The sequence below is a fragment of the Peribacillus sp. B65 genome (assembly GCF_058513295.1).
The window spans coordinates 1,061,031-1,085,650 of the sequence record NZ_CP195840.1 but is presented as its reverse complement, the minus strand read 5'-3'; the positions used below and the strand labels follow the sequence as shown (position 1 = coordinate 1,085,650).

Sequence of the window (24,620 nt, the reverse complement as noted above, 5' to 3'; positions counted from 1 at the left end):
GAATCCCTCCTATTTTACAAGAATTGTACGAATATTCCTGCCAAAATAACCGACACGATTGTTACCGATATAAATCCGCCAACAAGCATCGGCGGCAGCATATGGCTTAGCAATGCTTCTTTTTCATTTTCATCTTTTGTTAATGAATTTACGACTTCATTGGTGATAATGTAATCAGCTGGAAATCCGTATAATGCTGTTAAAGATACAGCAAAGGCCATTTCTTTGCTGACTTTTAACAATTTCCCTGCTATGAATGAGAAGATATACATACCTATCACAGCTAAGATAATGCAAACAACAAGTGGGTAAAGAATCTCCATCATCATACTTGGTGTTGCATTTTTCAATCCATCAAAGACGAAAAGCATAAGAGCCATGATCGCAAATCCAAATCCATTTGCTTTTTGCAGTGTCTGTCTTTCCAAGAAACCGATACTTTTTCCGATAACCCCGAATAGTAAGCAAAGAACAAATGCATTTATAGATATAATCGGCTCTAATCCACTCGAAACTAGGTAAGCAAGTAAAGCAACAACTGCAAGTCTTAAAAATTTGAAATATTCCGTATTATATTTTTCAGGAAGTTTCTTGAACAGCTTAAGTTCCGTCATACCTTCTGCAGCGGATGCAGTTTCATCCTTTTTTACCGTTAACTTTCCATTGCGGTATTGCCCCAAAAGCTTCTTCCCTTCTTTCTTCAAGACAATTGAAGTTAAAGGATATCCAGCGAAGCCTTGCATTACATAAATAACAATGGCAAAAACGGACAAGCTCGTAAGTCCTGCATCTGCCGCTCCTTCTGACATGATTATTGAAGAAACCATACCTCCCACTAAAGGTGGAACCGCTACAAGGACAGTTTGCAGATCAAAAATAAAGATGCCAATTCCGAATAATAGTGCAACAATGCCAAGAATGCCAGATAAGGAGATGACAATCGTCTTCCATTGATTCACCAATTCCCTTATTGAAAGCAATGTCCCCATATTCGTGATCAATAAGTACATCATCATGGTTGCCACTACCGGTGGAACACCTGCTATTGAAACGATGTCTTGCGGAAAGAATGTCCAATAACCACATAGAAATAGAATCGCCGAAATGAAAACGGAAGGTACCCAGGCTTTTGTTCGAACCGCCACTATGTCCCCTACAAATAAAATCAGAATAACAATAACCAAAGCCAACATCTGTGACATATGAGTTCCCACACCTTCCAAATTAATAGTTTGAATATTCTTATAAAATAATAACATTGAATAGTCTAAATTTAAAGATAATTTTATATTTTCAGGTAAATGTACACAGATATTAGGAAATGTAAGTGTTTTATTTCTAATTTCAAACACCAAATATTCTCAAATAATTATATGGTTGGGTATATCAAAATAATTTTTCTTTGGATACCTCTTTATCTCGGTAGTGACTAAAACAACTAACACAAACTAATCTAAACCTATTATTTCAAAAAGAAAAAGCCGTCTAAGGACAGCTCAGATTAATTAGTAATTAATATCCTGTTATTTTTCACTGTAAATAATCCGATATGTTAATTAATGTTGTAAAGGTTTGGGGGAATCAACAGTGGGGTGATCAGGCTGGTGCCTTAAAGAGTCTTCTTGAAGAAATTTTAAACGGAGCAGTTGGAATGGCATGGCAAGAGAAATGGGATGGTTGTTAGTCTGTGCCTATGTTGCAGAACGAGTCCTGACTCGCTCAATACCGCACCGCATTATTATGTCAGGGGCTGAATCAACATTAATAGAATAAGAAATTTTCCTTTAGGCTCCTTTTTCTTTTTATAAAAGGCCGCTAATTGGCAGCCTTATTATAAAAAGAATCCAGTTAATAGATCTATCTCTAAAATTTTCATTTCCAATTTGATACTATTTTTGACCAAGCCAAATACCCCGACAAATTTTTTAAGAGGATTTTCCTTTGTTTCAAAAAACCGTAAACACACTAACTCTAGGAACGTTTCTTTTCTAGCAACCGTTAATTAAGTAAGCGATAAATATTAATAAATGCCCATATTAAAATTAAGCCCCAAATCAATACTATTATTGATCCGACTATCCAATTCTTTGGCTTACCGTTTTTCATCATTTCTTCTGCCTTACTTTCACAGTCGGTTAATACTGACTTTGGTATCATCTTTAATGCAATAATTATTCCTAATGGAACAAGAATTACATCGTCTAAGTAACCAAGAATAGGTATGAAATCAGGTATTAGGTCTATCGGACTGAATGCATAAGCTACAACACAAGCCGTAAAAACTTTTGCATACCAAGGCACCCGTTCATCTTTACAAGCAAAGTAAAGGATAAAAATCTGTCTTTTTAAATTTCCCGTCCAAGTCTTAATTTTCTTAAACATTTTATCTCCTAATTATAGTTAAGAATTTAATTCCATTATAACAAATAGGATTTACACTAACCTCCCTCAAAAAACTAATCACGATTTGCTCTTGAATTCTTACGATTGATAGCCATTTCATTAACCATTATCTATTTAAGATCAGCATTACTCCTCTAGGATAGTTGTTTATCGAAACGCTGTCTTTACCTTTATCGAAGTATTGCAAGTAATTCCAATCATTATGTGTTAAAAAAAGGCATACTCCCTTTTTCGGGAATCATGCCTTTATGTAAGGAAAATAGATGTTGCAGGAAGTAACTAGCCTTTTCTATCAACATTCTAAATTAAATGATAGGTTTGACTTTGTATAGTATACTTATTGATTTTTTCCATGCTTGGTTCAAAGCCAATACCGGGCAATTCTGGAACACTGATTATTCCGTTTTCCACTGTTACTTCAGGGTCAGTAATATCTTCTGCCCAATAGAGGGAGGAAGCTGCGGTATCGCCGGGAAGCGTGAAGTTAGGAAGTGAAGTGATTGCAATATTATGTGCTCTTCCGATGCCTGATTCCAGCATACCCCCACACCAAAGCGGAATTTCATGTTCAAGACATAAATCATGGATTTTCCTGGATTCAGTCAAACCTCCGACACGGCCAATTTTGATATTAATAATTTTACAGCTGCCCAATTTAATAGCTTTCCTTGCATCCGCTAATGAGTGAATGCTTTCATCCAGGCAAATAGGTGTTTTTAACCTTGACTGTAAATCTGCATGGTCAATGATATCATTATAGGCAAGCGGCTGTTCAATCATCATTAAATTAAAATCATCCAAGGCGGATAACCCGTCTATATCTTGTAAGGTATAAGCTGAATTTGCATCTGCCATGAGCGGGATATCAGGATATACTTTTCTGACCTTGTCTATTAATTCAACATCCCAGCCGGGTTTGATTTTTAGTTTAAAGCGTTTATAGCCTTCACCGAGACGAGCTTCTATTATATCTAGTGTCGAATCAATCGAATCCTGTATTCCGATGCTTACCCCCACTTCAATTTTCTTTTTTGTTCCACCTAACGCATTTGAAAGAGAAGCACCCTGTTTTTTAGCATACAGATCCCAAACAGCACCCTCTAAAGCGGCTTTTGCCATGTAATTGCCGCGAATATGGGTGAAATATTTTTCGGAAATTTCATCAGGATGCTTGATTTCATTTTTAAGGATAATTGGAATTAGATAATCTTCGAGTATATGCCAGTTCGTTTTTAAGGTCTCTTCATTATACAAAGGGTCGAGCATCGCAACCGATTCAGCCCAACCGGAAATGCCATCATCACTTTTTGCTTCCACAAGGATAAAATCCCGATTGTATTCCGTCCCAAAGCTAGTTGTAAAGGGGTGAAGCAAGTCAAGCTTCAGATGCCTTAAAATAACTTGTTTAATTTTCACTAGTAGATTCTCCTTTTGGGGATAAAACTGTTTGCCCCAGTCTTTTTAATAGCTGACAGCAGCATATTGTTAATTCATAGTTAAATATAAACCTGCTTATTTCCTTGATAGCACATAAAACTGAACGGGAATTTCTGTCATGGAATTCTTCATAAAATCTGTTACCTGCCATCCTTGCTGAAATAAATCACTAAAAATATCCCTCGTTTTCATCCGCCATTCATTAGCCGCTTGAATATTTGTGGCTCTTATTGTTCGGAAGTCCTTTGGAATGGCCACAAAAGCTGTATCACATTCTTGTTCAGGCAGCGGAAGAGTGAAAGAAGGAACAGGCACTCCCTCTTCAATGGCATCCCATTGGATAAGCGAGTTTTCTATCACAAAGTCCAACGGTAATCCTTGTCCGTTAGAATCGGTTTTCTCCTTTTTACCAATATGCCATTCGACAAGAAAGCGGTCAGAAGGAATTCCGCTGTTTAATAGATCTTCCATTTCACCATAGCAGTTTGGTATATAGGTGGAACATACCCCGCCAAGCTTGGCTATATTTAAATACCCATTAACACTTTCTAATGGATCGTATGTCCAGGTAATAAGGGAATAGCCGAGCTTTATCGCCTCGTCACGTTGTGCTGACTTTAACTTTTCCCCTATACCTTTGTTGCGAAATTGCTCATCAATTCCTAGAATATGTGAACAAAGATAGGCTGATTGCCCATTGAATCCCGGAAAGCTGTATTGAAATCCAATCAGCTTCTCCTCGCAATAAGCTCCTATAACCAAACCTCCGTTTTTCACAGCAGTTATGGTTTGGTGTGAAGGGATTGAGTCGGTTTCTCCCCAAATGGCGGATTCTAGCTTTCTTACTTCCTCTAGCTCTTCAATTCGATGAAGAGAACGAATTGCAATTTCATGTGTATTCGTCATGGTAAACCTCCTATGAAAAGCACAAGCGCCTTGATCGGCCCAACATAAGATGGACAAGTAAGTTCCACAGCTGACGGCTTATCTTGCAAGGCGCTGGAGCTATCTTTTAAATACTTTATGTTTACGAAATACTCTCTTATTTGTTATTCCACTTTACTGAAATCAGCCTCTTGCAATGGAATCACTTTTGTCCTCTTTACGATTTTATAACCTAGAAAAGCCAGGAAAAATAAAGGAAGCCCGATATAAGAAATTAAAATTCCATACCAGTCAATCTCAGGACCGAAAAATGCAGAGTAATTTTGCCCCAGGATAGCCGTAACACATAAAAATGTCGCTAATATCGGACCAAATGGATACCATTTTGATACATACGGCAAATCTTTTAAATCTCTTCCTTGTGCTATATATGCCTTCCGGAATCGATAATGTGTAATCGAAATTCCTAACCAGGATAAAAAGCCGGATAAACCTGCAGCATTCAATAACCAATTGTAAATCGTACCTTCACCGAAGAAAGAGGTCAGGAAAGCTGCCATCCCAACGATGGTAGAAAAGTACACAGCATTCACTGGAATGCCGCCTGAATTCACCTTTTTTAGAAACGAAGGAGCTTTGCCTTCTTTCGCCAGCACCCAAAGCACGCGAGAAGCTCCGTACATGGCCGAATTGCCCGCAGAAAGAACGGAAGTAAGAATGACAACATTCATAACAGAGGCAGCGATGGCTAGCCCTGCGTTTTGAAAAACTAGTGTAAAGGGACTTACCGCAATATCTTCAATATTCGAGCTTAACAAACGCGGATCATTATAGCTTATTAAAAATCCAATCACGATTATTGCCAATACATAAAACAAGAGCAGTCTCCAGAAGATTTGCTTAATGGCCTTTGGTATATTTTTTCTTGGGTTTTCACTCTCGCCGGCTGCAATTCCTACTAACTCGGTGCCTTGAAAGGCAAACCCGACCACCATAAAGACACTTATAACGGATAAAAAGCCTCCTTTAAACGGTGCCTCCCCTTTGGTGATATTTTCAAAACCTACAGCATCCCCTCCCATGATTCCTACAATCATTAATAACCCTACTGCGATAAAGATGATAATCGTCAAAACCTTTATAATGGCAAACCAGAATTCTGATTCTCCATATCCTTTTACCGATAAAATATTAAGGCCAAATATGAGTGCAAGAAATAATGCGCTCCAAATGATGCCCGGAACAGAAGGCAGCCAATATTTCATAATAAGGGAGGAAGCTGCTAATTCCAATGCGACTACGATTGCATTGTTATACCAATAGTTCCAGCCGATCGCAAATCCTAAAGCCGGATCGACAAACCTTGATGTATATGTACTAAAAGAGCCTGTAATAGGAATAAGGGCAGCCATTTCGGCTAAGCTTGTCATCAGGAAGAAAACCATGATTCCGGCAATTATATAGGCAGCTACAGCTCCTCCCGGACCCGCAGTATGAATAATGGAACCGCTTGCTAAAAATAGCCCTGTTCCAATGGTTCCGCCGATTGCGATCATTGAAAGATGCCTTGGTTTGAGTTTTCGCTCCAGTTGTTTTTCTTCAGCAGCTGTTTGGTCCCCGGTTTGTGATGTTAGTGCCGTATTTTCCATAAAACACCCCTTCATTAATTTTCTAAGTTATTCTCCTGCCGTCAACATTACTGTGTTAATTAAAATTTTCGTTCCATAAATAAGTGCTTTTAAATTGAACATCATATCCGGATGGTGCAGACCAGGCGTTAGATCGCAGCCTAACCCTATCATGGTTGCTGTTAATTCAGGATTTTTGGCTGTATAAAAATGAAAATCCTCGCCTCCTTGAGAAACACAGACCGGAACGACATTTTCCGCCCCAAGGATATCTTCTATTGCGGCCTCAGCCAGCTTTATCGCTTTTTCATGCAAGGTTGCAGCGGGGACATATTCTTCGGCTGACCAGGAGATAGATGTTTCAGTTTGTTCCATTGTCTGGTCAATAGCCTCCTTCGTTAAGCGATTCAGTTCATTCATTACATCATTAGACTGCGCTCTGGCATCAATAGCAAAGAAAGCTGTTTCCGGGATGACGTTTGATGCTTTGTTGTTTGTTTCAAATTGAGTCATTTTGATGGAATAAGGAGTTTCGGTTTCCAGATTAAGCTGCTGTAATTTTTGGACAAGCAAAGCTGCTGCCTCGATTACATTTATTCCATCTTGCGGACGGGAAGCATGGGCCTGAATGCCTTTGATTGTTCCCCTTATTGTTTCGGCTGAGCCATGGACAATGACGGGGGAAGCCTTCATATAAGGAACTTCCGTACTGGGTCTTACATGAATCCCGAATAAATATGTAACATTCTCCAACGCGCCATCATTGATCATTTGAAGAGCGCCTTCCCCTTTTTCTTCCGCAGGCTGAAATATAAATCGGAGAGTGTGTTTAGGCCGGATTCCGCAGGAGGCAATGGCCAATGCTGTATATAAAACCATTGTGCTATGTGCGTCGTGTCCACATGAATGATTTGCCTTTACAACTCCATCTACTTCCTGAACAAGCGCATCCATATCAGCCCTTAATGCCACAATCTTTTTTGAGATGCCTGGAATCTCGGCAATGATTCCATAATGGCTCTGAAATGTTTTTACGGTTATTCCCGCTTCCCTAAGACATTTTAAAATATAGCTAGACGTTCTTTTCTCCTGCCAGCTTGGCTCAGCCAAGGAATGCAGGTCATGATAGGACTTTAACAATAATTCTTGATGCTGATCAATATATTGAATCGGGTTCATAATGATGCACCTCCCCCTTTACATGAATTTAAACTCATTCATTAAACACTTCATAACTTGAATATAGCCTTTCTAATTTTTGCTGATGGGTATATATCCGTTTTGCGTCTTTTTGATGTATGCCTGCAATAACCAAGTCCAATAAGCTAATGACGGAAGCGATTGAATTCGTTCCGGTTTCTGCGTTTTCTTCAGTTGTCAGTGCAATATCAGAGATACGGCCAACAGGTGACAGGAGGCGGTCTGTAACTGAAATTAAACAAACTCCTTGTTCTTTTGCACACTCCGCAACTTTTAATGTTTCATTCGCATATCTTGGAAGGGAAAAAACAACTATCACAGATTTGTTAGTGAGGTTACAAAACTTTTCATAGAAGTCGCCTGTTGGTGAACATAAACTTACATTTTCCCTTAATGAACTTAACGTATAGGAGAACCAATAGGCGGCGGCATGGGAAATCCGGTGCCCTGCAATTAATATTTGGTCAGCCTTGATCAAGACATCGACCGCTTTCCATATATCCTGAACGTTCGTATGATCTAATAGATGTCTTAAAATATGAACTTCGTTTTCTATCACTTTGGTAAATGGATCTTGCTTGTCATCAATGCTAAGAATGGAATCACTATTGGATATATCCGTTTGGTTTTGGTGCAGCAGCTGTTTTTGAATTCTATCCTGCATTTTACTAAACCCTTCAAATCCCAATGAATAGGAAAACCGAATGACCGTTGTTTCACTAACCTCAGCTTCCCGCCCAATTTGAAAAGCAGTTTTAAAGGCAGCTTGATCCAAATTTTCAATCAGGTAAGCGGCAACCTTTTTTTGACCTGTCGATAGATGGTCAAATCTTTCTTTCACTAATAATTTAAATGGTAGATTTTCCACAATATCACTCCTTTCCGGTGAATCAAATACTTCTTTTTAATAAAATGATGAAGGTAATACTTCTTTGTTTTATACACTATCACAATTTAATTAGAAAAAGAAGAAGTTTTTGATTTTTTTGATAATTATTAACTTCGAACTTCCCTACAGTTTTTTATTAAATAATATTCCCGTAGATTTCAGAAATCCGCTCCCTTTCCGCCGACTGTCTGCCAAGCCTCCTCGACGCAAGCGTCTGTGGGGTCTAGGCTAGCCAGTTTTTCGGCAGGAGTGTCGCGAATTTCTTCAACCTAATATGGATTACAGTACAAAAACATGAAGGATAATCCAGTCTTAAACTTGGTTCGGAATGGACCAGCCTGGCAGTTTTTATTTAAAAAACGTTCCCGGTGATTGGATCGGAAGGTGCGAGACTCCTGCGGGAAAAGCGTGTCTAGGGAAGACCCCGCAGGCGGAAGCCGAGGAGGCTCCCCAGACCGCCCGCGGAAAGCGAGTACCTGAAGTTGAAATCAAATCCACCACCAAATTACATTTCTTGGTTCGGGTCTCTAATTACTTTATTTGTAAAATCAATAACTTCATTGACATCAAGATATATGTTAGAATATTCAGTAGTTTCAACTTATTCAAGGGGGGCTATTTAATGGGGGAATCATCTAAAGGACACGAACTTTTACAAGTTATAACGGAAGGGAAACAGCCTCCGAATTGTGATCTAACGTTACAGATTGAAGCAAATTATGCCCAGGATGGAATTGCGAGAGGTGTATGGACAGTAGATGAAAAGTTTATTAACGGAATTGGTGTAGCAATGGGTGGATTTGTCACTTCTGCAGCAGATATTATGATGGCTTATGCGATATCATCTAAATTAAGCATCGGACAATCCTTCGCATCGATTGATTTACATACTACCTTTCATCGACCAGTAAGATTAGGAGACGTACAAGTTGAAGCAAAAGTAGACCGAATCGGAAAAAAAACAGCTTATGTACTTGCAGATTTATTTCAAAATGATAAAAAAGTGGCAAGCGTTGTGTCATCAGTTATGATCCTTTAAACCATAAAAAAAAGCATGTTGCACAAAAAAGCCCTTCGTAACATGCTTCTTTCATTTAGACATTCGATAAAATCAAGAGAGCACAAGATTCACCGCTTCGCCTAATCACCTCATTGTAAATCAATTTTATATTTTCTTTGGATAGACACCTCATCAAACAAGCCATCGCAGCACAAGGCTTTGGAGATCCATGGTGAATAGACCGTAATCAATGACGACCATTTCATCATTCTCGTTATATCCGACATTATCCAAACGCAAATCTATTGGGATAATACCGTGCCTCAGGAATTTCAATTCCAAACTGATCAGTTTCGTATATTCCTTGATTGCAAACGGCACTTTCGTGTCTACCTTCTTCATGATAATCCAGCCCGTCCCATGCTCCTTAACCGGACAAATATCCTTTTTGACTTCCTCATTACAGTTATTATAGATATAAGCTTCATTTGCATTGCTTATTAGTCCTACTTGTGACAATGCAATTTTTAAAATATAGCCATTATTTAAATCATAGACGACCCGATTAAAACCATACCCGATCATTTTATACTTGAACTTTAGCGTTTTTCTGGCGGTAGATACTAATTGTCCAGCGGTTATATAAATTTGGAATTTCCCTATTTGAGATATCCATGACTCAATGGCTTTTATCTCTTGCATGGACAGCATTGCACTTTTATTCGGCTGATGTAACCTTTCCTTACCATTGTTAATTGGCCACAACATTCCCTAAACGTCTCCTTTTTTTAAGATTTATTACTAGAGAGATGGGTTTCCAGTGGGCTGTTACAATAAGAAGATACGATAATAAGTAAAAGATTGTGTTTTGAACATTTTCTGAAAACAAACCACTATTACACATTTATCATCCATAAAAAAGTATCTTACCAGTTTCTTACGAATCTCTCTTCGTAACAAGATATGATATTTATGAAAAATGGCTTGTACAATTACTGAGAAATTAACATACAACAAGAATGCCCTGGTATCCCAATGTGTCCAACTCTTCCCATCCGTTGATTCACCTTCCTATACCTTAAGAAAGAGCAGCTGAATTATAGTAAAGTCCGTTTTCCTTTAACAAAAGATATGAAAAGACAGATGACAAATAGTTTGCCATCTGTCCAGCTATACTTTACTTCGACTTTGAATTAATAATAATTAAATTTTTTTAAAAGTGCGTATGAAGATCAACTAAAAAACTTAACCATCCTTTATACTTCAATCCTAAAGCTGTGAGTTCACACAAGGGTTATGTTCGGCTTACAAAAGCGCATTTTTGATCACATACATTAATTTATCTCACTTATTCAAAAACTCTTCTAATTCTTCAGAAGTTGGATAAGAAGACTGTGTACCAAGTTTAGTGACACTTAAAGCAGCATATGCTGTAGCCATTTTTATAGCATGAAGTACTTCGCCATTTTTCACAAAGAAATGTGCAAAACATCCTATAAATGCATCTCCAGCGCCAGTAGTATCATTCGCAGTTACTTTATGTGACTCGACAGTTTGAGTTTTTTCCTTTGTTACCCACATGACGCCCTTGCTTCCCATTGTCACAATGACATTTTTTACTCCTTTTTTAATTAACCCGGACGCTGCTTCTCTAATTTGGGCCTCAGAGGCCACAGGCATTCCTGTTAAAATCTCCAATTCGCTCTCATTCGGAATAAAAAAGTCACTTTTGCACACATAATCAAAATCAAGTTCTTTTGATGCCGGTGCAGGATTCAAAATGACCGGAATGCCATGCTCATAACCAAATTCAATTGCACGGTAAACGGTTGGAAGCGGGATTTCCAGCTGAAGGACAATTAACGAGGCTGTCTTAAGTTTATCAGTTGCTCGCTCCACGTCTTCCGGCTTCAGGTGTTGGTTTGCTCCCTTAATAATCAGGATGCGATTTTTTGATTCTTGATCGACAAAAATCGGTGCAACACCGCTTGATATGCCGCTGACTTTATTGGTAAACTCAGTATCTATTCCGTGGCTTTCGAGGTTTTGAATGGTGTTATCGGCAAAGAGATCATCGCCAACCTTTGTTACCAACATAACTTTTGAGCCCATTTTGGCAGCTGCCACTGCCTGATTTGCTCCTTTCCCCCCACATCCAATCTTAAAGTCAGGCGCCTCAAGTGTTTCTCCTTCTTTCGGCATCTTATCAATGTATGAGATCAAATCAACCATGTTAGATCCAATTACTGCTATATCCATTTCCTTTTCCCCCTTATTTCTTCCCGGTTATAATCGTGAAAGACCTCTCTTCCCCTACTCCGAGCGTAATCAATGTTCCAGCTTTTTCTGCAGCGTTGAAGCCTTCTGGACGGCATGTTGCAGGCAGCACGAATGATGCAACTTGCTGATTTGCATTATGCAATACCCACCTTGTGGCATAATTCAATTCCGCTGTTGAAAAACTTGTAAAGAAAGTAACTCCATCGGGAGAAGCCATTTCAAACTCAACTTCTTCCTGATATAAATTCAGCTCATCCCCAAAAAATACGATCTCTGGATCATACATTTCCGGATTGTTTAATACTGTGAGCGATTCTTCGCCATTTAGCAGCTTCTTATTATAAACCAACCATTTTTCTGTCGGCTTTACATGGCCTGGAATCGATTCTCTAAGCTTGAAAACATCGTCTGGAATGTTCTGCTTCATAACGGCATTTTCTAAATATGAATAGTTGGTGTGGCACATATACTGAAGGGGCATTTCTGCACCCGATAAATTTTTTACATTCATGCTCATTTTAATAAAACCTTTTTCTTTGAACATTTCAACACTCGGAGTGGCAAGATAATGGTGACCGAACCCTTTGACATACTCTGTCTGACCAATTACTTTTATACCAATATCCGTTACTTCAATCCAAGCTCTATCCATCTCGGCACATGGCATTTCTCCATGCATTTCATGGTCATCATTCGATCCCGGACAGCCATTGCTGATTAATCCAGAATGAAAGGCAAAACATCCATATGTATCTACGATCCTCTCAACCTTTTTAGGTTGAGAGAACATGCTCTTCATTTTAAGATCTACACCGTCAAATTCCAAATCCCAAATCATCTGACCCATATATGGGAGGACAACCATTCTTCCTCGTGAATTTGTTAGCTCAATCGCTTCAATACCTGATGGATAGCGGAATAAGTTTACACCGAATTCATTGTTGGTAAAAAAGACTGTTTTGTTCTCCTTAAAATAGTCCCGTTGCAGTTCAATTGTTCCCATCATGCTTTCCATCATGCTTTCCATCCCTTTCCTAATTATATCCAAAAAGGACAGCAAAGTTTAACTGTCCTGGTCAGATGACAATTTTCTAAATTAGACTGATTCCACTGGCTTTTCTGAAGGCTGGACCGATGCACTTTGCTTTTTCATTTCACCGAAGAAATAGCAACCGACGTAGATAAAGCATGCCATCGATACAAGAAATGCTAATTGCATGGAACCGAAGAAATCAGATACAAACCCTTGAACTGCAGGGATGACCGCTCCGCCTACAATAGCCATGACGAGGATTGCTCCTGCCGTTTCTGTATATTTCTTCTCTTTTATAACTTCAAGTGTTTCAGCATAAATCGTCGCCCAGCATGGTCCAAACAGCATGCTGACAGCAACTGCAGCGTACACTGCCGTCATGTTCGGAACAAAAGCCACATACGCAAGAAGAGCTGAACCAATGACGGAGTAGCTAACCAATACCTTAGATGGAGAAAAGCGGGTCATCAAGAAATTGGCTATGAACTTACCTACAAAGAAAGCACTAAAGCTATATACCATAAAGGTTGAAGCTGTACGCTCGTTGATGTCAGGATTTAAATCGAGCGCAAGCCGAATGGTAAATGACCAAACCGTTACTTGCATACCGACGTATAAAAATTGTGCAGCAATTCCGTTCCGGAAGCGTTTGTTTCCACCTAAGTATTTCAGTGTTTCTATGATTCCAGGTGTTTTCCCTGTAACTTTGCTGCTATTCACTTCCGGCTTACAGGACGGGAACTTAGTGAAAATAAACAGTACAAGTATACCGATAAGGACAAAAATCATATATCTGTAGGGTTCTAGAGTATTTTCAAGCATTTTCAATCCAAAAGCCTGTGCCTCCGCAGGAGACATAGTCGCCAATTGCGCCTCAAGACTTGCTCCTTTCTGGAAAACAAGGTATTTCCCAAGTAAAATTCCTGAAATCGCACCAATTGGATAAAATGTTTGGCTAATATTCAATCGAAGAATCGCATACTTGCGCGGGCCAATCATGGAACTATATGTATTTGCAGCTGTCTCAAGAAAACCTAAGCCAATTGCGATGGAAAAAATAGCAAATAAAAACATTGTATAGGTAGCCATATGCGAAGCTGGGTAAAACAATGAGCATCCCACAATATAGAAAAGCAAGCCTGTAATTATGGCAAACTTATAATTAGTTTTCTTTATTACCATTGAAGCAGGTATTGCTATCAGAAAATATCCTCCATAAAAAGCACTCTGTACTAAAGCACTCGCAAAATCACTTAACTCAAACACATGTTTGAACTGTGCAATCAAAATATCGTTCAAACTGGCAGCTACCGCCCATAAAGGAAAAAGCAAAGACAACAGGATAAACTGAAAAAAAGGTGTACGATTCAAATAACCATCTGGCAGCTGAATTATGTTTTGTTTTTTCATTCTCTAACATCCCCTTGTGTCTATAGTTTTTTTAAGCGCTTATGCAATTCTTAATCAGAATCAGTATCCATCCAATACTGCTTCACCTTTCATAATCCTCACGCCCGAGCTTGCACCGACACGAGTAGCGCCAGCCTCAGCCATCGACTTCAAATCTTTTAAATCACGAATTCCCCCGGATGCCTTTACACCAGCCTTATCCTTAACAATCTTATGCATTAATGCAACATCCTCTACCGTTGCTCCCCCTGTTGAGAATCCAGTAGATGTTTTCACAAAATCGGCGCCTGCACGAAGTGAAATTTCGCAAGCAAGAACCTTCTCTTCTTCAGTAAGCAGTGATGTTTCGATGATCACTTTGACAAGTGCCCTAGTTTTAACAGCATCAACCACTGCACGAATGTCAGCTTCAACCTCCTCATATTCGCCTGATTTCAATAAACCAATCGCTATGACCATATCCACTTCTTCGGCGCCATTTTGAATAGCATTCTCTGATTCAATCACTTTTACTGCAGTCGTTGACGCTCCTAGAGGAAAACCAATGACTGTACATACCTTCACATCGCTTCCTTTTAGCTTCTCTGCTGCCGTTTTCACCCAGACTGGGTTTACACAAACGGAAGCAAAGCCATATTCTCTAGCTTCTTCACAAAGATTCACTATCTGTTCTTTTGTTGCCTCAGCCTTTAAAAAGGTATGGTCAATCATTTTTGCAGTACTCATTTCAATATCTCCTCTTTCTCTAGTTAAAATAAAACGCTTTCAATATATAAAAAGGTATCGGGCGACCAGATGGATTAAACTCCTAGTCCCCTTTTCATATAATCAGAATGTATGATCCACTGACCGGCAAGAATCCCTGATTTTAAGCTCTGGAGACAATAGATACTCCCGCTTCGGAAGCTCTCCTTTGAAACAAATCCGCTCATGCAAAAGCATAAAGGCAATCTCTCCTATAGCATTCATTGGCCTTGCAACTACACTAAGTTTCGGGCTCAAAAATGTCGCTATATCCACATCATCAAAACCTATAAATGACACCTCGCTGCCAAGCCTCCAGTTTAAATCGGCCAGCGCTTTCATACAGCCGATAGTCATCATATTGTTGGAAGAAAAAATAGCAGTTGGCCTATCATCAAGCTCAAACAGCTTTTCAGTACACTGATAACCACTTTGCTCTCCGAAATCTCCATTAATGACATATCGTTCATCCAATTCAATGTTGTAGTCATCTAGGGCATGTTTATAACCCAAGAACCGTTCTAGCCCAGGGGTCGTGTTCTGTGGACCGCATATAATCGCTATCTTTTCATGCCCCTGAAGAATCAATTGCTGGACAGCCTGATAGGCCCCCTTCTTGTTATCAACAAGAACAGTATCCACTTCAAATTTTTTGATGCTTCGATCAACTGCTACTACAGGAATTCCCTGTTCTTCAAGCAGTTTTAGGTGCTCACCATCTTCATTGGCCGTAGTGATAATCACACCATCCACACCTCGCTCAATAAAATTTCTCACAATCTCTTCCTCGATTTTTGGGGATTCATTTGTACTGCTTAAAATAGTAAAGTATTCTTTTTCACGAGCTTTTTGTTCAATCCCTGCCATAACAAGCGGAAAGAACGGGTTCATAATATCAGGTACAATGACCCCGATTGTATTCGTTTCTTTTCGCTTCATTGTCCTTGCTGCAGCACTGCGAATATAGCCCAGTTCCTCAATGGCCTTTAGAATACGCTCTTCCGTTACTTTCCGAACGCCTCCTTGGTTATTAATGACCCGGGATACAGTTGCAATAGAAACGTTTGCAAGGTTTGCAACATCCTGAATATTTGGCTTTGACTCCATCTTTTAACACCTCAAAATGTAAACGTTTAGATTTTTTTAAAAAAATGAGTATAAAACAAGTAAAAATCATAAAATTAATTACATTTAAAATGTAAACGTTTAGATTTTTCTTAAAATTAGATTACCAGGTTGTTTGTGTAATAGCAAGTTTTTTTGTATGCGGTTACATGGAATTTTTTTACCAAGTCACTTGGATGATTTACTTTCACGCCTTTTTTACCTTTTCTTCCTTTTGCCGCTTAGCCCCTTAACTTTCATTCTTTTTTTTATTTTTATAATGGGTTAAGTTAATCCGTACAAGATGGACCTTTGGGTACTCCCCTTTCCTTCTTTTGCAAAGAAAATGGTATATTATACTTTGACATCAACGGTTTAAGATAAGGAGTGATGAAGTATCCGTAAAAAGATGGATCATTTCAACAATAGTTGGGTTATTGCTTATTTGTATAAGTGTAATTGCCTACAATTATTTCGGGAGCGATCAAACTGAAAAAGGGAAAAATGCGGAAGCCAAGGAATCCAAAATTCCTGAGGTGGAGGAATATGGCGGGATCCATCTTAAAAAAGTCGGCGATAAGGTTCGCCAAAAAAATTGGGGATCATTCACATTACTAGAATCGAAGTCTATTAATGAGTCATTTGAATTGGCACCGATGGTCATCACAGTCAAGGATATCCGCAGGATTCAATTATCATCACTCACAGATGAAGCAAAGGAGGAGCTCAAGTCCTATACAGGATTGAGTTTTGAAGAGGCCTATTCGATATATTATAAAGAGAATTTATCCATGGAGGAAATCGATCAACAGGCGGCGTTGTCTAAAACGGATATCGATGAAGAGGTTTCTTATCTAGAGATAACTTATTCTATTGAAAATAAAGATTCGAAGGAACTTCAGTTCTTCAGCATGGAAAATGTTACTTTCAATGATGATCTTACATATGATGTGCCTTCTAAAAATTTCATCCATTCCGGGGATACTTTTATAGGGACAAAAAAAGTAAGTCGATCAGATTACCAACCAGGAGAATTGAGAAAAGGCACAATTGGTTTATTGGTTGATCCAGAGGCAAAATTAGATCGGCTCGATTCCTTTTCATTCACTACCGATGATATTGCGGATGGTGAGTCTCATGAATTACTGGTGGATGGGACTTCATTTGAAATTCCCCTAAAAGGAAAGTAGTTTTATAGTCTATAAACCCTAAATAAGGGGAACCTCAAAAAAAGGTTTCACTTATTTAAGGTTTCATCTGAGCTCACTGATAACTGATATGCTTATCTCTCCCCGGCAATAGGACTCTGCGTTGCTTCCTCCATTAATATTCTGCGCAATATTTTCCCGACAGCTGATTTTGGCAGTTGCTCCCTGAACTCAAAACTTCGCGGCACTTTATATCTGGCCAATCGTTGCATGCAAAACTCCCTGATTTCCTGCTCCGAGACTGACTTTCCTTTCTTTAAGACTATAACCGCTTTTATCGTTTCCCCACGGTAGGAATCCGGTACTCCATACACACAAGTCTCTTTTACGGCTGGATGCTGATAAATAATATCCTCGACTTCAATTGGATAAACATTATAACCACTTGCAATGATCATATCTTTCTTCCTGCCTACGATATAAAAATATCCGTCTTCATCCATCGTCGCGATATCCCCAGTGTAAAGCCATCCATCTCGCAAAGCTGTTGCCGTTTCCTCTGGATTTTTCCAATATCCCCTCATTACTTGCGGACCTTTAATGATCAGTTCGCCTGTTTCTCCTGCTGGCAATTCATCAACACCTGATTTCAGATCGACGATTTTAGCATCGGTATTGGGATACGGAATTCCGATACTTCCTGGTTTTTTCTGTCCTATCACTGGATTGCGGTGGGTAGTGGGAGATGTTTCTGACATTCCAAAACCTTCCAATATTGCAACCCGGAATTTTTTTTCGAACTGATGAATGATTTCTATCGGGAGCGGCGCAGAGCCACAGCTGCAGTACTTAAAGCAACTTAAATCGTCAGCCGTTATATCCGGGTGATTCAGTAAAGCAATATACATGGTCGGGACACCAGGAAAAATGGTTGGCCTATGTGTTCGAATCAAATCCACTACCTTATCTATTTCAAATCTCTCTAATGTGATATAAGTTGATCCGGCATATATGGCACTATTCAATCGTCCATTACCAAACACATGGAATAATGGGGTCAAGCCAAGCATCCGTTCGCCAGGCCTTTGGAGATGAAGTGCATTCGCCGTAAAGGCAAAGTCTTGGAATACATTCGAGATCAAATTAAAATGCGTAAGCATGACCCCTTTTGATTTCCCTGTAGTCCCTCCTGTATATTGAAGAACAGCCACAGCCTCCTTGGGGTCGATAGCCAGGGCAGGAAGTTCCTTAACTTTCCTTGATAAATCCGTTCCAGTTTCTATTAATTCCTCGGCAGATATGAACGTTAATCTATCAGAAAAACTTGTTAGCACTAATTTTCCCCTTTGTTCCTCACGCCCAATGAACCAATTGGCTTCTGAATCCCGTAATATATAATCCAATTCACTAGACCGATATAGCGGGTTCACTTGGACGACCATACCTCCCAAACGATGAATGGCATAATAGGCAATGATATATTCTAGACAATTTGGCAGCATGATTGCTATGCGATCGTCTTTTTGAAATCCTCGTTTGTCTAAATTCACAGCAAAGCGATCTGAGGCATCCTTTAATTCCATATATGTCATTTCCCGATCCCCATCTATTACGGCTTTGCAGGTTGGGTAAAGTTGGGCTGAACGTTCAAGGAGTCCATATAATGACAATGTTGGAATATCAATTTCAGCAGGAGTTTCTTTCGGATAAAATCCATGCCAAGCTCTAGTCAATTTTTTCACACCTCATTCTTTTCTAGTAAAATGGAGCATAGTCACTTGTCAGCCGACTTGATATCCTTGCCTCATTTATCACGAATGATTTTAAAAATTCCTGTGCCCTTTGCAATGATGTTGCCTTCAGTATCTTTTATTTCTCCTTCGGTAAAGGCAATTTTGTATCCTTTTTGAAGGACTTTTGCTTCCGCGAATAGTTCCCCGCTTGATATGCTGGCTAAATAATGTACAGTTAAGCTTGTCGTCACAACTTTAGATTTGGTAACGGAACGAGTCACCATTCCTAGAATGGTATCCAGCATGGTGGCATGAATGCCCCCGTGCAGTGATCCATTAACATTAAGTAAATGTTCTTCAATGTTTAGCTTTATTGTTACATTCCCTTCTTCAAACCGAATGATTTCAAACCCTATATGTGAAAAGAATGCACTACTTTCGAATTGATTCCGAATATCCTCCACTTCAACTGGCAATCTTTCTCCCCCTCACTTATGCGCGATTCAACTTATATACGGAAAGGAGCAGAAACGTATAGGGTTTCCACTCCTTTATCTTTGGCCTAAATCGTTTCAATCATGATAGCCATTCCCTGTCCGCCGCCCACACAAAGTGTAGCAACTCCATATCTTTCTTTCCTGCGAATCAGTTCATGTATTAGCGTTGTCACGATCCTTGCGCCCGTCGATCCGACTGGGTGCCCAAGTGCAATGGCGCCTCCGTTTACATTCACCTTGTTTTCATCTAGCGATAAATCCCTGATTACTGCCAATGCTTGTGAACCGAACGCTTCATTTAATTCGAAAAGCCCAATTTCTTCAACTTTTTTCCCGGTGCGCTCCATAAGTTTTCCAACGGCTGGTACTGGACCAATTCCCATCACATCAGGAGAAACTCCGGCAGTCGCCCAATCGACGATCTTTGCGATTGGCTGTACTTGCAACCGTTCCGCTTCACTGGCCTTCATTAATACCAATGCAGCTGCCCCGTCATTACGGCCACAAGCATTCCCTGCAGTGACGGTTCCGTTTTCCCTGAATGCCGGTTTTAAGCTTGCAAGCTTTTCCATTGTGGTATCGGGGCGTGGATATTCATCCGTTTCAATTGTAACCGTACTCTTCCTGTCAGAGACCTGGACAGGAACGATCTCATCCTTGAACTTTCCTTCTTTTATCGCTTGCGCCGCTCTTCGTTGACTTTCCACTGAAAAGGCATCTTGTTCTTCCCTGGAAATGTTGTATCGCTGTGCAACATTTTCAGCGGTAATTCCCATCCCTAAACTTTTTCCATAAATTTCCTGAGGCTGCTGTCCAGCTTCAGTATTAGAATCCACTAGCCTTGTCCGGTCTCCCCCAAAACGGGCACTTCTTAAATAAAGCGGTGCGCGGCTCATGCTTTCCGTACCGCCGGCAACGACTATATTTGCTTGACCTGAGCTTATTTGCTGTGCTGCTGAGGTGATGGCCTGCATTCCGGATGCACATAAGCGGTTTACCGTAAAAGCCGGTGCCGAATCGGGAATTCCTGAGCGCAGTGCTGCAACTCTGGCTACATTCGAGGATTCGGTCGTTTGCCTAACCTCCCCGAAAATGACTTCATCCACTTGTTCAGCTGCAATATTCGCCCGCCTGATCGCTTCTTTAATGGCAATGCTCGCCAAATGACCGGAACTGATTTCTTTAAATGCTCCACCGTACCTTCCAATTGGTGTTCGTACAGCACTCACGATCACGATATCTTCTCCCATTTCGTTCCTCCCCCTTAAATTCCGGATACCTGGGCAAAAGAGAACCTGCCCGAAAAAAACAGTAAACACTTAACACTCTTCCAAGACATTCCTAGCAATGATTAAACGTTGGATTTCATTCGTTCCTTCATATATCTTCGTTATGCGGGCATCCCTATAAAAACGTTCAACTGGATATTCGGCCATATATCCCATTCCTCCATGAATTTGAACCGCTTTATCCGCCACCCGATTAAAAACGTCTGAAGCGAACAGCTTTGCCATTGATGCTTCCTTGATCACTTTTTTTCCTTCATCAATCTTTTGTGCCGCCATCATCGTCAATGCCCTTGCGGCTTCCGTTTCGGTTGCCATATCAGCAAGCATCCATTGGATCGCTTGGTTGTCTGCGATTGGTTTACCGAATTGAATGCGCTCTTTTGCATACTTAGCTGATAATTCAATCAATTTACCGCTTGACCCCACTGCTCTTGCAGCCAAACCTACACGCCCTTCACCTAAAATTTTAAGTGCAGAGATATATCCCATTCCGACTTCGCCGATAACATTTTCTTCAGGTATGATACAATCCTCGAAAATGACCTGTGAGGTATATGATCCCCTCAACCCCATTTTTTTGTCCTTTTTGCCGACAGTCAAACCGGGAAAATCTCTTTCTACTAAAAAAGCGGTAATCCCCCCCTTTGCCCCTTTATCTTTATCCGTTAGAGCGAATACTGTATACACATCAGCAATCGGCCCATTCGTGATGAAATGTTTCGTCCCGTTCATCACCCAGTAATCACCCTTCTTTTCTGCACTTGTTGCCAAATTGGTTGCATCCGATCCCGCTCCTGGTTCAGATAAAGCAAAGGCACCAATTTTCGTGCCTGCTGCCATTTCTGGCAAGTATTTATTTTTCAAATGTTCGGATGCAAGCTTAACAAGACCTGTACTTCCAATCCCGGTGTGAGCGCTTATTAAAGAAACAAAACCATTATGTGTCCTTCCTAACTGCTCTAATACGGTAGCTTTTCCCACCGAATTTAAGCCAATTCCACCGTATTGTTCGGGAATGCTTATCCCGAATAAGCCAAGGTCTTTTGCTTTTTCCACCAAATGCTCAGGGATGGCATCTTCTTCTTCAATTTGTAAGGCGTAGGGCTCCACTTCCCTTTCAACAAAATTACGGATCATTTCCTTCATTTGCTGCATTTCCTTGGTTAAAGTGATTGTCATGAGTTTATTCCTCCTTAGGTCTGTTCATGTATAGCAGCCATTGTACAAGTTTTCTTAATAGGGCATATAGAGCTGAATGCTGTGTCATCTAACCATTTAACGGAATTCAATGTATTCTGCTAAACACACTTACAAAATCAAGCTTCACGTTCAATTATCGTAGCAATTCCTTGTCCGCCTCCAATGCAAGCCGTAATAAGAGCAAACCTTCCGGCAGAACGCTTCAATTCATAAACCGCTTTTGTAATGAGGATGGCACCCGTCGCACCTAGTGGGTGTCCATGTGCTATGGCTCCCCCATTCACATTCACTCTGGCGGGATTCATATCAAGCTCCCGATTGCAAGCAATGACTTGAGCGGCGAATGCTTCATTAATTTCAATGATGTCCATTTCATTTAAGGAAAGCCCTGATTTCTCCATTACCTTTCTTATAGCGGGAACAGGTCCTATTCCCATATAATTTGGATCTACCCCTGCAACGGCCTGTGCCCTGATCGTCGCTAAAGGCTTAATCCCCAATTCCACCGCTTTTTCCCTCGACATGATGACCAATGCTGATGCTGCATCATTCAATCCCGAACTATTGCCTGCAGTCACGGACCCGCCTTCTAAAAACGCAGGCGATAATTTGGCTAGCCCTTCTTTCGTTATTTGCGGTCGTGGATGTTCATCCAATTTAAATTCAATATCGTCACCTTTTCTGACTGGAATGTAAATAGGCGCAATTTGCTCATTGAAACGGCCCTCTTCCACGGCTCTGGCCATATTTTTTTGGCTTTGTAGAGCGAATTCATCTTGTTCTTCCCTGCTGACCTCATATTTTTCCGCTAAGTTTTCAGCAGTGATTCCCATCGGGGGATCACCGATCGCCTTCGGGGACAACCGTGACTTTCTGAACTGTGGCGGCTTTGCACTGTATGCTTTTTCCGGACGATCCATCAAGTATGGCGCCCTGCTCATGCTCTCGACCCCACCGGCGATATAGACATCTCCTTCGCCAGCCCGGATCGCTTGTGCAGCCAAGTTGACAGCATTTATTCCCGAGCCGCATTGACGATCGACAGTCAGTCCCGGAAGATGAATTGAGAGGCCAGTTTCCAGTGCAGTTAACCTGGCAATGTTTCCACCCCCGCTTAACACATTCCCCATGATTACATCATCTATCACTCGAGGTTCGACATTCGCTCGTTTCAAGGCTTCTTTCATCACTTCTGCTCCAAATACATGGGCAGGAACAGATGCAAGTGCACCTCCCTGCTTTCCAATTGCTGTTCGAACTGCAGAAACTATGACGGCTTCTCTATTCATGTCCCATCCGCTCCTTTTCCTTTTATTCACTCCATTATTTGAAGGCATTCCTTCTCTTCACTAGTTTCATTGAATGTAAGCAGGTTCGACCCTGCTTATGAGGACTTAAGGTCAAAATTATCAGAACTTTTATTTTTAAGTTTCCCGGCAGGTTTAACGAATATGGCAAACAGGATGCCAAAAGCCAGGACAAGGATGGCCATGAACAATATCGATAGATTATAACCCAATAGTTGATTTCCTCCAGCTAGACTTATGATATAGCCAGTTAATAGAGGTGCAACAATTCCCGCTAGATTTCCTGATGATGTTAAGATGCTCGTCATCAATCCCCCCCGCTCCTGCATTTCATTGATCATGATCGTTGGTCCGATCGGTAAAATGGCATATGTAAGGCCCTTTGCTAAACACATGGCGACTATCACCCAGATTGGATTTTGAAATACCATGATTGAGGAAAAGAACAATGCACCAAGAATCATGGCGCCCGCGACGACGAATACCCTTGATGATCGCCAATTCTGATTCTTCTTGAATAAATGATCGGACGCCATCGAAACACCCATATAAATACATACGGAAACGATTCCGATTATCGCAACACTTGTTCCCATTTGACCTGGAGTCATTTTTACGGCTTCCACTAAATAAATCGGGAGCCAAACTGAAAACCAAACAACTAAAATATATGTTGAAAAATAAGCTAGTGTAGTAAACAAAGCAGTAGGTGAGGCCAGTAGCAGCAAAAAGTCTTTCACTTTTATTTTTTCAAGTTTTTGTTTCTTTTTCTTTTGTACGTTTTCATATACTTCAACTGGATTTTCCTTTGTTAAAAATTGAAAGAGGAAGAACCAAACAAGGCTTGCTGCACCAAGTGCTGCAAAGGCAACCTTCCAGCCGAATATCGTAATTAAGGAAACGAGGATCGGTGCCACGATCATCGCACCAACGGTCCCTCCGCCAACCACCACCGAATTGGCAAAGCCTTTCAGTTTCGGCGGAAACCACTTATCGGCATGACTGTAAGCAATCGGGCTATAAGGCCCTTCGAATGCTCCCAGCAAAATCCTGTATAGAATTAATAATGGAAGAGCAGTGATGGCTAAGACCCCGAATTGCAAAACGGTCCATGTCAGCATGATGAATCCCAGTACCTTTTTAGCCCCCAGCCGATCGGCCCATGCTGCCCCAAAAATCCCTGTTACTGGATAGAGCCAATAATAACTGCTTCCAACAAGACCCCACTCCGCATAGGTAAGATCGAATTCCTTCATGATGGGAACAGCTGCGAGACCTACGATCGATTTATCTGCAAAATTGATGACGGCTCCAAAGAATAATAGAATGAGAACAACCCAACGCATATGAATCCCTCCTCTTCATTATTTTTGTTCACAATCTGGCATGCCTTCCAACGTAAGCTTCAACTTATACGTTGGAACCACATTCCC

Annotated in this window: 22 protein-coding genes; 3 read left to right on the top strand and 19 right to left on the bottom strand. The window is 40.5% G+C overall.

Annotation, left to right across the window (positions count from 1 at the left end; translation table 11 throughout):
* Nucleotides 1-14: 14 nt before the first annotated feature.
* Complete coding sequence (locus ACSR9O_RS05365) at nucleotides 15-1,202, bottom strand: hypothetical protein (RefSeq protein WP_095390129.1); 1,188 nt, start codon at nucleotides 1,200-1,202, stop codon at nucleotides 15-17.
* A gap of 347 nt (nucleotides 1,203-1,549) precedes the next feature.
* On the opposite strand from ACSR9O_RS05365, the gene ACSR9O_RS05360 reads away from it, so the two are divergent.
* A complete protein-coding gene (locus tag ACSR9O_RS05360) occupies nucleotides 1,550-1,684 on the top strand; it encodes a hypothetical protein (protein ID WP_491724079.1) in 135 nt (44 codons plus the stop codon).
* Between the two features lie 314 nt (nucleotides 1,685-1,998).
* Here ACSR9O_RS05360 and ACSR9O_RS05355 read toward each other — a convergent pair whose 3' ends face one another.
* The 6 genes from ACSR9O_RS05355 to ACSR9O_RS05330 all read right to left on the bottom strand — a co-directional run bounded on the left by ACSR9O_RS05355 (nucleotide 1,999) and on the right by ACSR9O_RS05330 (nucleotide 8,421).
* A complete protein-coding gene (locus ACSR9O_RS05355) occupies nucleotides 1,999-2,382 on the bottom strand; it encodes a YkvA family protein (RefSeq protein WP_260357297.1) in 384 nt (127 codons plus the stop codon).
* Between the two features lie 321 nt (nucleotides 2,383-2,703).
* A complete protein-coding gene (gene menC / locus ACSR9O_RS05350) occupies nucleotides 2,704-3,819 on the bottom strand; it encodes an o-succinylbenzoate synthase (RefSeq protein WP_101221688.1) in 1,116 nt (371 codons plus the stop codon).
* A 96-nt stretch (nucleotides 3,820-3,915) separates the two neighbouring features.
* Nucleotides 3,916-4,746, bottom strand: coding sequence for a GNAT family N-acetyltransferase (locus tag ACSR9O_RS05345; RefSeq protein WP_137018006.1), 831 nt, complete (start codon nucleotides 4,744-4,746; stop codon nucleotides 3,916-3,918).
* A gap of 143 nt (nucleotides 4,747-4,889) precedes the next feature.
* On the bottom strand, nucleotides 4,890-6,374 hold the full coding sequence (locus ACSR9O_RS05340) for an amino acid permease (RefSeq protein ID WP_101221686.1): 1,485 nt from the start codon (nucleotides 6,372-6,374) through the stop codon (nucleotides 4,890-4,892).
* Nucleotides 6,375-6,401: 27 nt separating this feature from the next.
* Nucleotides 6,402-7,532 carry an amidohydrolase gene (locus tag ACSR9O_RS05335; protein WP_491724078.1) on the bottom strand — a complete coding sequence of 377 codons (1,131 nt, stop codon included), beginning with the start codon at nucleotides 7,530-7,532 and terminating at the stop codon, nucleotides 6,402-6,404.
* 34 nt (nucleotides 7,533-7,566) lie between these two features.
* A complete protein-coding gene (locus ACSR9O_RS05330) occupies nucleotides 7,567-8,421 on the bottom strand; it encodes a MurR/RpiR family transcriptional regulator (RefSeq protein WP_101221684.1) in 855 nt (284 codons plus the stop codon).
* Between the two features lie 643 nt (nucleotides 8,422-9,064).
* Between ACSR9O_RS05330 and ACSR9O_RS05325 the strand changes: the two genes are divergently transcribed.
* Complete coding sequence (locus ACSR9O_RS05325) at nucleotides 9,065-9,481, top strand: PaaI family thioesterase (protein WP_491724077.1); 417 nt, start codon at nucleotides 9,065-9,067, stop codon at nucleotides 9,479-9,481.
* Nucleotides 9,482-9,634: 153 nt separating this feature from the next.
* On the opposite strand, the gene ACSR9O_RS05320 is transcribed toward ACSR9O_RS05325, so the two are convergent.
* The 6 genes from ACSR9O_RS05320 to ACSR9O_RS05295 all read right to left on the bottom strand — a co-directional run bounded on the left by ACSR9O_RS05320 (nucleotide 9,635) and on the right by ACSR9O_RS05295 (nucleotide 16,016).
* A complete protein-coding gene (locus tag ACSR9O_RS05320) occupies nucleotides 9,635-10,210 on the bottom strand; it encodes a hypothetical protein (protein WP_101221681.1) in 576 nt (191 codons plus the stop codon).
* A gap of 576 nt (nucleotides 10,211-10,786) precedes the next feature.
* Nucleotides 10,787-11,701 (bottom strand): ribokinase, encoded by a 915-nt coding sequence (rbsK, locus tag ACSR9O_RS05315; protein ID WP_491724076.1) that lies wholly within the window; start codon nucleotides 11,699-11,701, stop codon nucleotides 10,787-10,789.
* Nucleotides 11,702-11,714: 13 nt separating this feature from the next.
* On the bottom strand, nucleotides 11,715-12,749 hold the full coding sequence (locus ACSR9O_RS05310; protein ID WP_491724075.1) for an aldose 1-epimerase family protein: 1,035 nt from the start codon (nucleotides 12,747-12,749) through the stop codon (nucleotides 11,715-11,717).
* Between the two features lie 69 nt (nucleotides 12,750-12,818).
* A complete protein-coding gene (fucP, locus tag ACSR9O_RS05305) occupies nucleotides 12,819-14,165 on the bottom strand; it encodes an L-fucose:H+ symporter permease (protein WP_491724074.1) in 1,347 nt (448 codons plus the stop codon).
* A 60-nt stretch (nucleotides 14,166-14,225) separates the two neighbouring features.
* Nucleotides 14,226-14,891: a deoxyribose-phosphate aldolase gene (deoC, locus tag ACSR9O_RS05300; protein ID WP_410200452.1), complete on the bottom strand. Its 666-nt coding sequence runs from the start codon at nucleotides 14,889-14,891 to the stop codon at nucleotides 14,226-14,228.
* A 102-nt stretch (nucleotides 14,892-14,993) separates the two neighbouring features.
* A complete protein-coding gene (locus ACSR9O_RS05295) occupies nucleotides 14,994-16,016 on the bottom strand; it encodes a LacI family DNA-binding transcriptional regulator (protein WP_137018015.1) in 1,023 nt (340 codons plus the stop codon).
* Between the two features lie 434 nt (nucleotides 16,017-16,450).
* Here ACSR9O_RS05295 and ACSR9O_RS05290 point away from each other — a divergent pair, with 434 nt between their 5' ends.
* Nucleotides 16,451-17,203: a hypothetical protein gene (locus tag ACSR9O_RS05290; RefSeq protein WP_491724073.1), complete on the top strand. Its 753-nt coding sequence runs from the start codon at nucleotides 16,451-16,453 to the stop codon at nucleotides 17,201-17,203.
* 92 nt (nucleotides 17,204-17,295) lie between these two features.
* On the opposite strand, the gene ACSR9O_RS05285 is transcribed toward ACSR9O_RS05290, so the two are convergent.
* The 6 genes from ACSR9O_RS05285 to ACSR9O_RS05260 form a co-directional block, all read right to left on the bottom strand.
* The gene (locus ACSR9O_RS05285) at nucleotides 17,296-18,903 is read right to left on the bottom strand and encodes a long-chain-fatty-acid--CoA ligase (protein WP_491724072.1); all 1,608 of its coding nucleotides are present in this window, start codon (nucleotides 18,901-18,903) and stop codon (nucleotides 17,296-17,298) included.
* 62 nt (nucleotides 18,904-18,965) lie between these two features.
* Complete coding sequence (locus tag ACSR9O_RS05280; RefSeq protein WP_101221671.1) at nucleotides 18,966-19,370, bottom strand: PaaI family thioesterase; 405 nt, start codon at nucleotides 19,368-19,370, stop codon at nucleotides 18,966-18,968.
* A gap of 86 nt (nucleotides 19,371-19,456) precedes the next feature.
* Nucleotides 19,457-20,641 (bottom strand): thiolase family protein, encoded by a 1,185-nt coding sequence (locus ACSR9O_RS05275; protein ID WP_491724071.1) that lies wholly within the window; start codon nucleotides 20,639-20,641, stop codon nucleotides 19,457-19,459.
* 69 nt (nucleotides 20,642-20,710) lie between these two features.
* The gene (locus ACSR9O_RS05270) at nucleotides 20,711-21,859 is read right to left on the bottom strand and encodes an acyl-CoA dehydrogenase family protein (protein WP_230176518.1); all 1,149 of its coding nucleotides are present in this window, start codon (nucleotides 21,857-21,859) and stop codon (nucleotides 20,711-20,713) included.
* 137 nt (nucleotides 21,860-21,996) lie between these two features.
* Nucleotides 21,997-23,169 (bottom strand): thiolase family protein, encoded by a 1,173-nt coding sequence (locus tag ACSR9O_RS05265; protein WP_491724070.1) that lies wholly within the window; start codon nucleotides 23,167-23,169, stop codon nucleotides 21,997-21,999.
* Between the two features lie 95 nt (nucleotides 23,170-23,264).
* Entirely contained in the window at nucleotides 23,265-24,533 is a 1,269-nt protein-coding gene (locus tag ACSR9O_RS05260) for an MFS transporter (RefSeq protein ID WP_101221668.1), read from the bottom strand.
* Nucleotides 24,534-24,620 lie beyond the last annotated feature (87 nt).

Excerpts from the sequence above, each read along its gene's own strand:
- ACSR9O_RS05365 (WP_095390129.1), bottom strand. The coding sequence starts at position 1,202 with ATGTCACAGATGTTGGCTTTGGTTATTGTTATTCTGATTTTATTTGTA.
- ACSR9O_RS05360 (WP_491724079.1), top strand. The coding sequence starts at position 1,550 with ATGTTAATTAATGTTGTAAAGGTTTGGGGGAATCAACAGTGGGGTGAT.
- ACSR9O_RS05355 (WP_260357297.1), bottom strand. The coding sequence starts at position 2,382 with ATGTTTAAGAAAATTAAGACTTGGACGGGAAATTTAAAAAGACAGATT.
- ACSR9O_RS05345 (WP_137018006.1), bottom strand. The coding sequence starts at position 4,746 with ATGACGAATACACATGAAATTGCAATTCGTTCTCTTCATCGAATTGAA.
- ACSR9O_RS05340 (WP_101221686.1), bottom strand. The coding sequence starts at position 6,374 with ATGGAAAATACGGCACTAACATCACAAACCGGGGACCAAACAGCTGCT.
- ACSR9O_RS05335 (WP_491724078.1), bottom strand. The coding sequence starts at position 7,532 with ATGAACCCGATTCAATATATTGATCAGCATCAAGAATTATTGTTAAAG.
- ACSR9O_RS05325 (WP_491724077.1), top strand. The coding sequence starts at position 9,065 with ATGGGGGAATCATCTAAAGGACACGAACTTTTACAAGTTATAACGGAA.
- ACSR9O_RS05320 (WP_101221681.1), bottom strand. The coding sequence starts at position 10,210 with ATGTTGTGGCCAATTAACAATGGTAAGGAAAGGTTACATCAGCCGAAT.
- rbsK (WP_491724076.1), bottom strand. The coding sequence starts at position 11,701 with ATGGATATAGCAGTAATTGGATCTAACATGGTTGATTTGATCTCATAC.
- ACSR9O_RS05310 (WP_491724075.1), bottom strand. The coding sequence starts at position 12,749 with ATGGAAAGCATGATGGAAAGCATGATGGGAACAATTGAACTGCAACGG.
- fucP (WP_491724074.1), bottom strand. The coding sequence starts at position 14,165 with ATGAAAAAACAAAACATAATTCAGCTGCCAGATGGTTATTTGAATCGT.
- deoC (WP_410200452.1), bottom strand. The coding sequence starts at position 14,891 with ATGAGTACTGCAAAAATGATTGACCATACCTTTTTAAAGGCTGAGGCA.
- ACSR9O_RS05295 (WP_137018015.1), bottom strand. The coding sequence starts at position 16,016 with ATGGAGTCAAAGCCAAATATTCAGGATGTTGCAAACCTTGCAAACGTT.
- ACSR9O_RS05275 (WP_491724071.1), bottom strand. The coding sequence starts at position 20,641 with ATGGGAGAAGATATCGTGATCGTGAGTGCTGTACGAACACCAATTGGA.
- ACSR9O_RS05270 (WP_230176518.1), bottom strand. The coding sequence starts at position 21,859 with ATGACAATCACTTTAACCAAGGAAATGCAGCAAATGAAGGAAATGATC.
- ACSR9O_RS05265 (WP_491724070.1), bottom strand. The coding sequence starts at position 23,169 with ATGAATAGAGAAGCCGTCATAGTTTCTGCAGTTCGAACAGCAATTGGA.
- ACSR9O_RS05260 (WP_101221668.1), bottom strand. The coding sequence starts at position 24,533 with ATGCGTTGGGTTGTTCTCATTCTATTATTCTTTGGAGCCGTCATCAAT.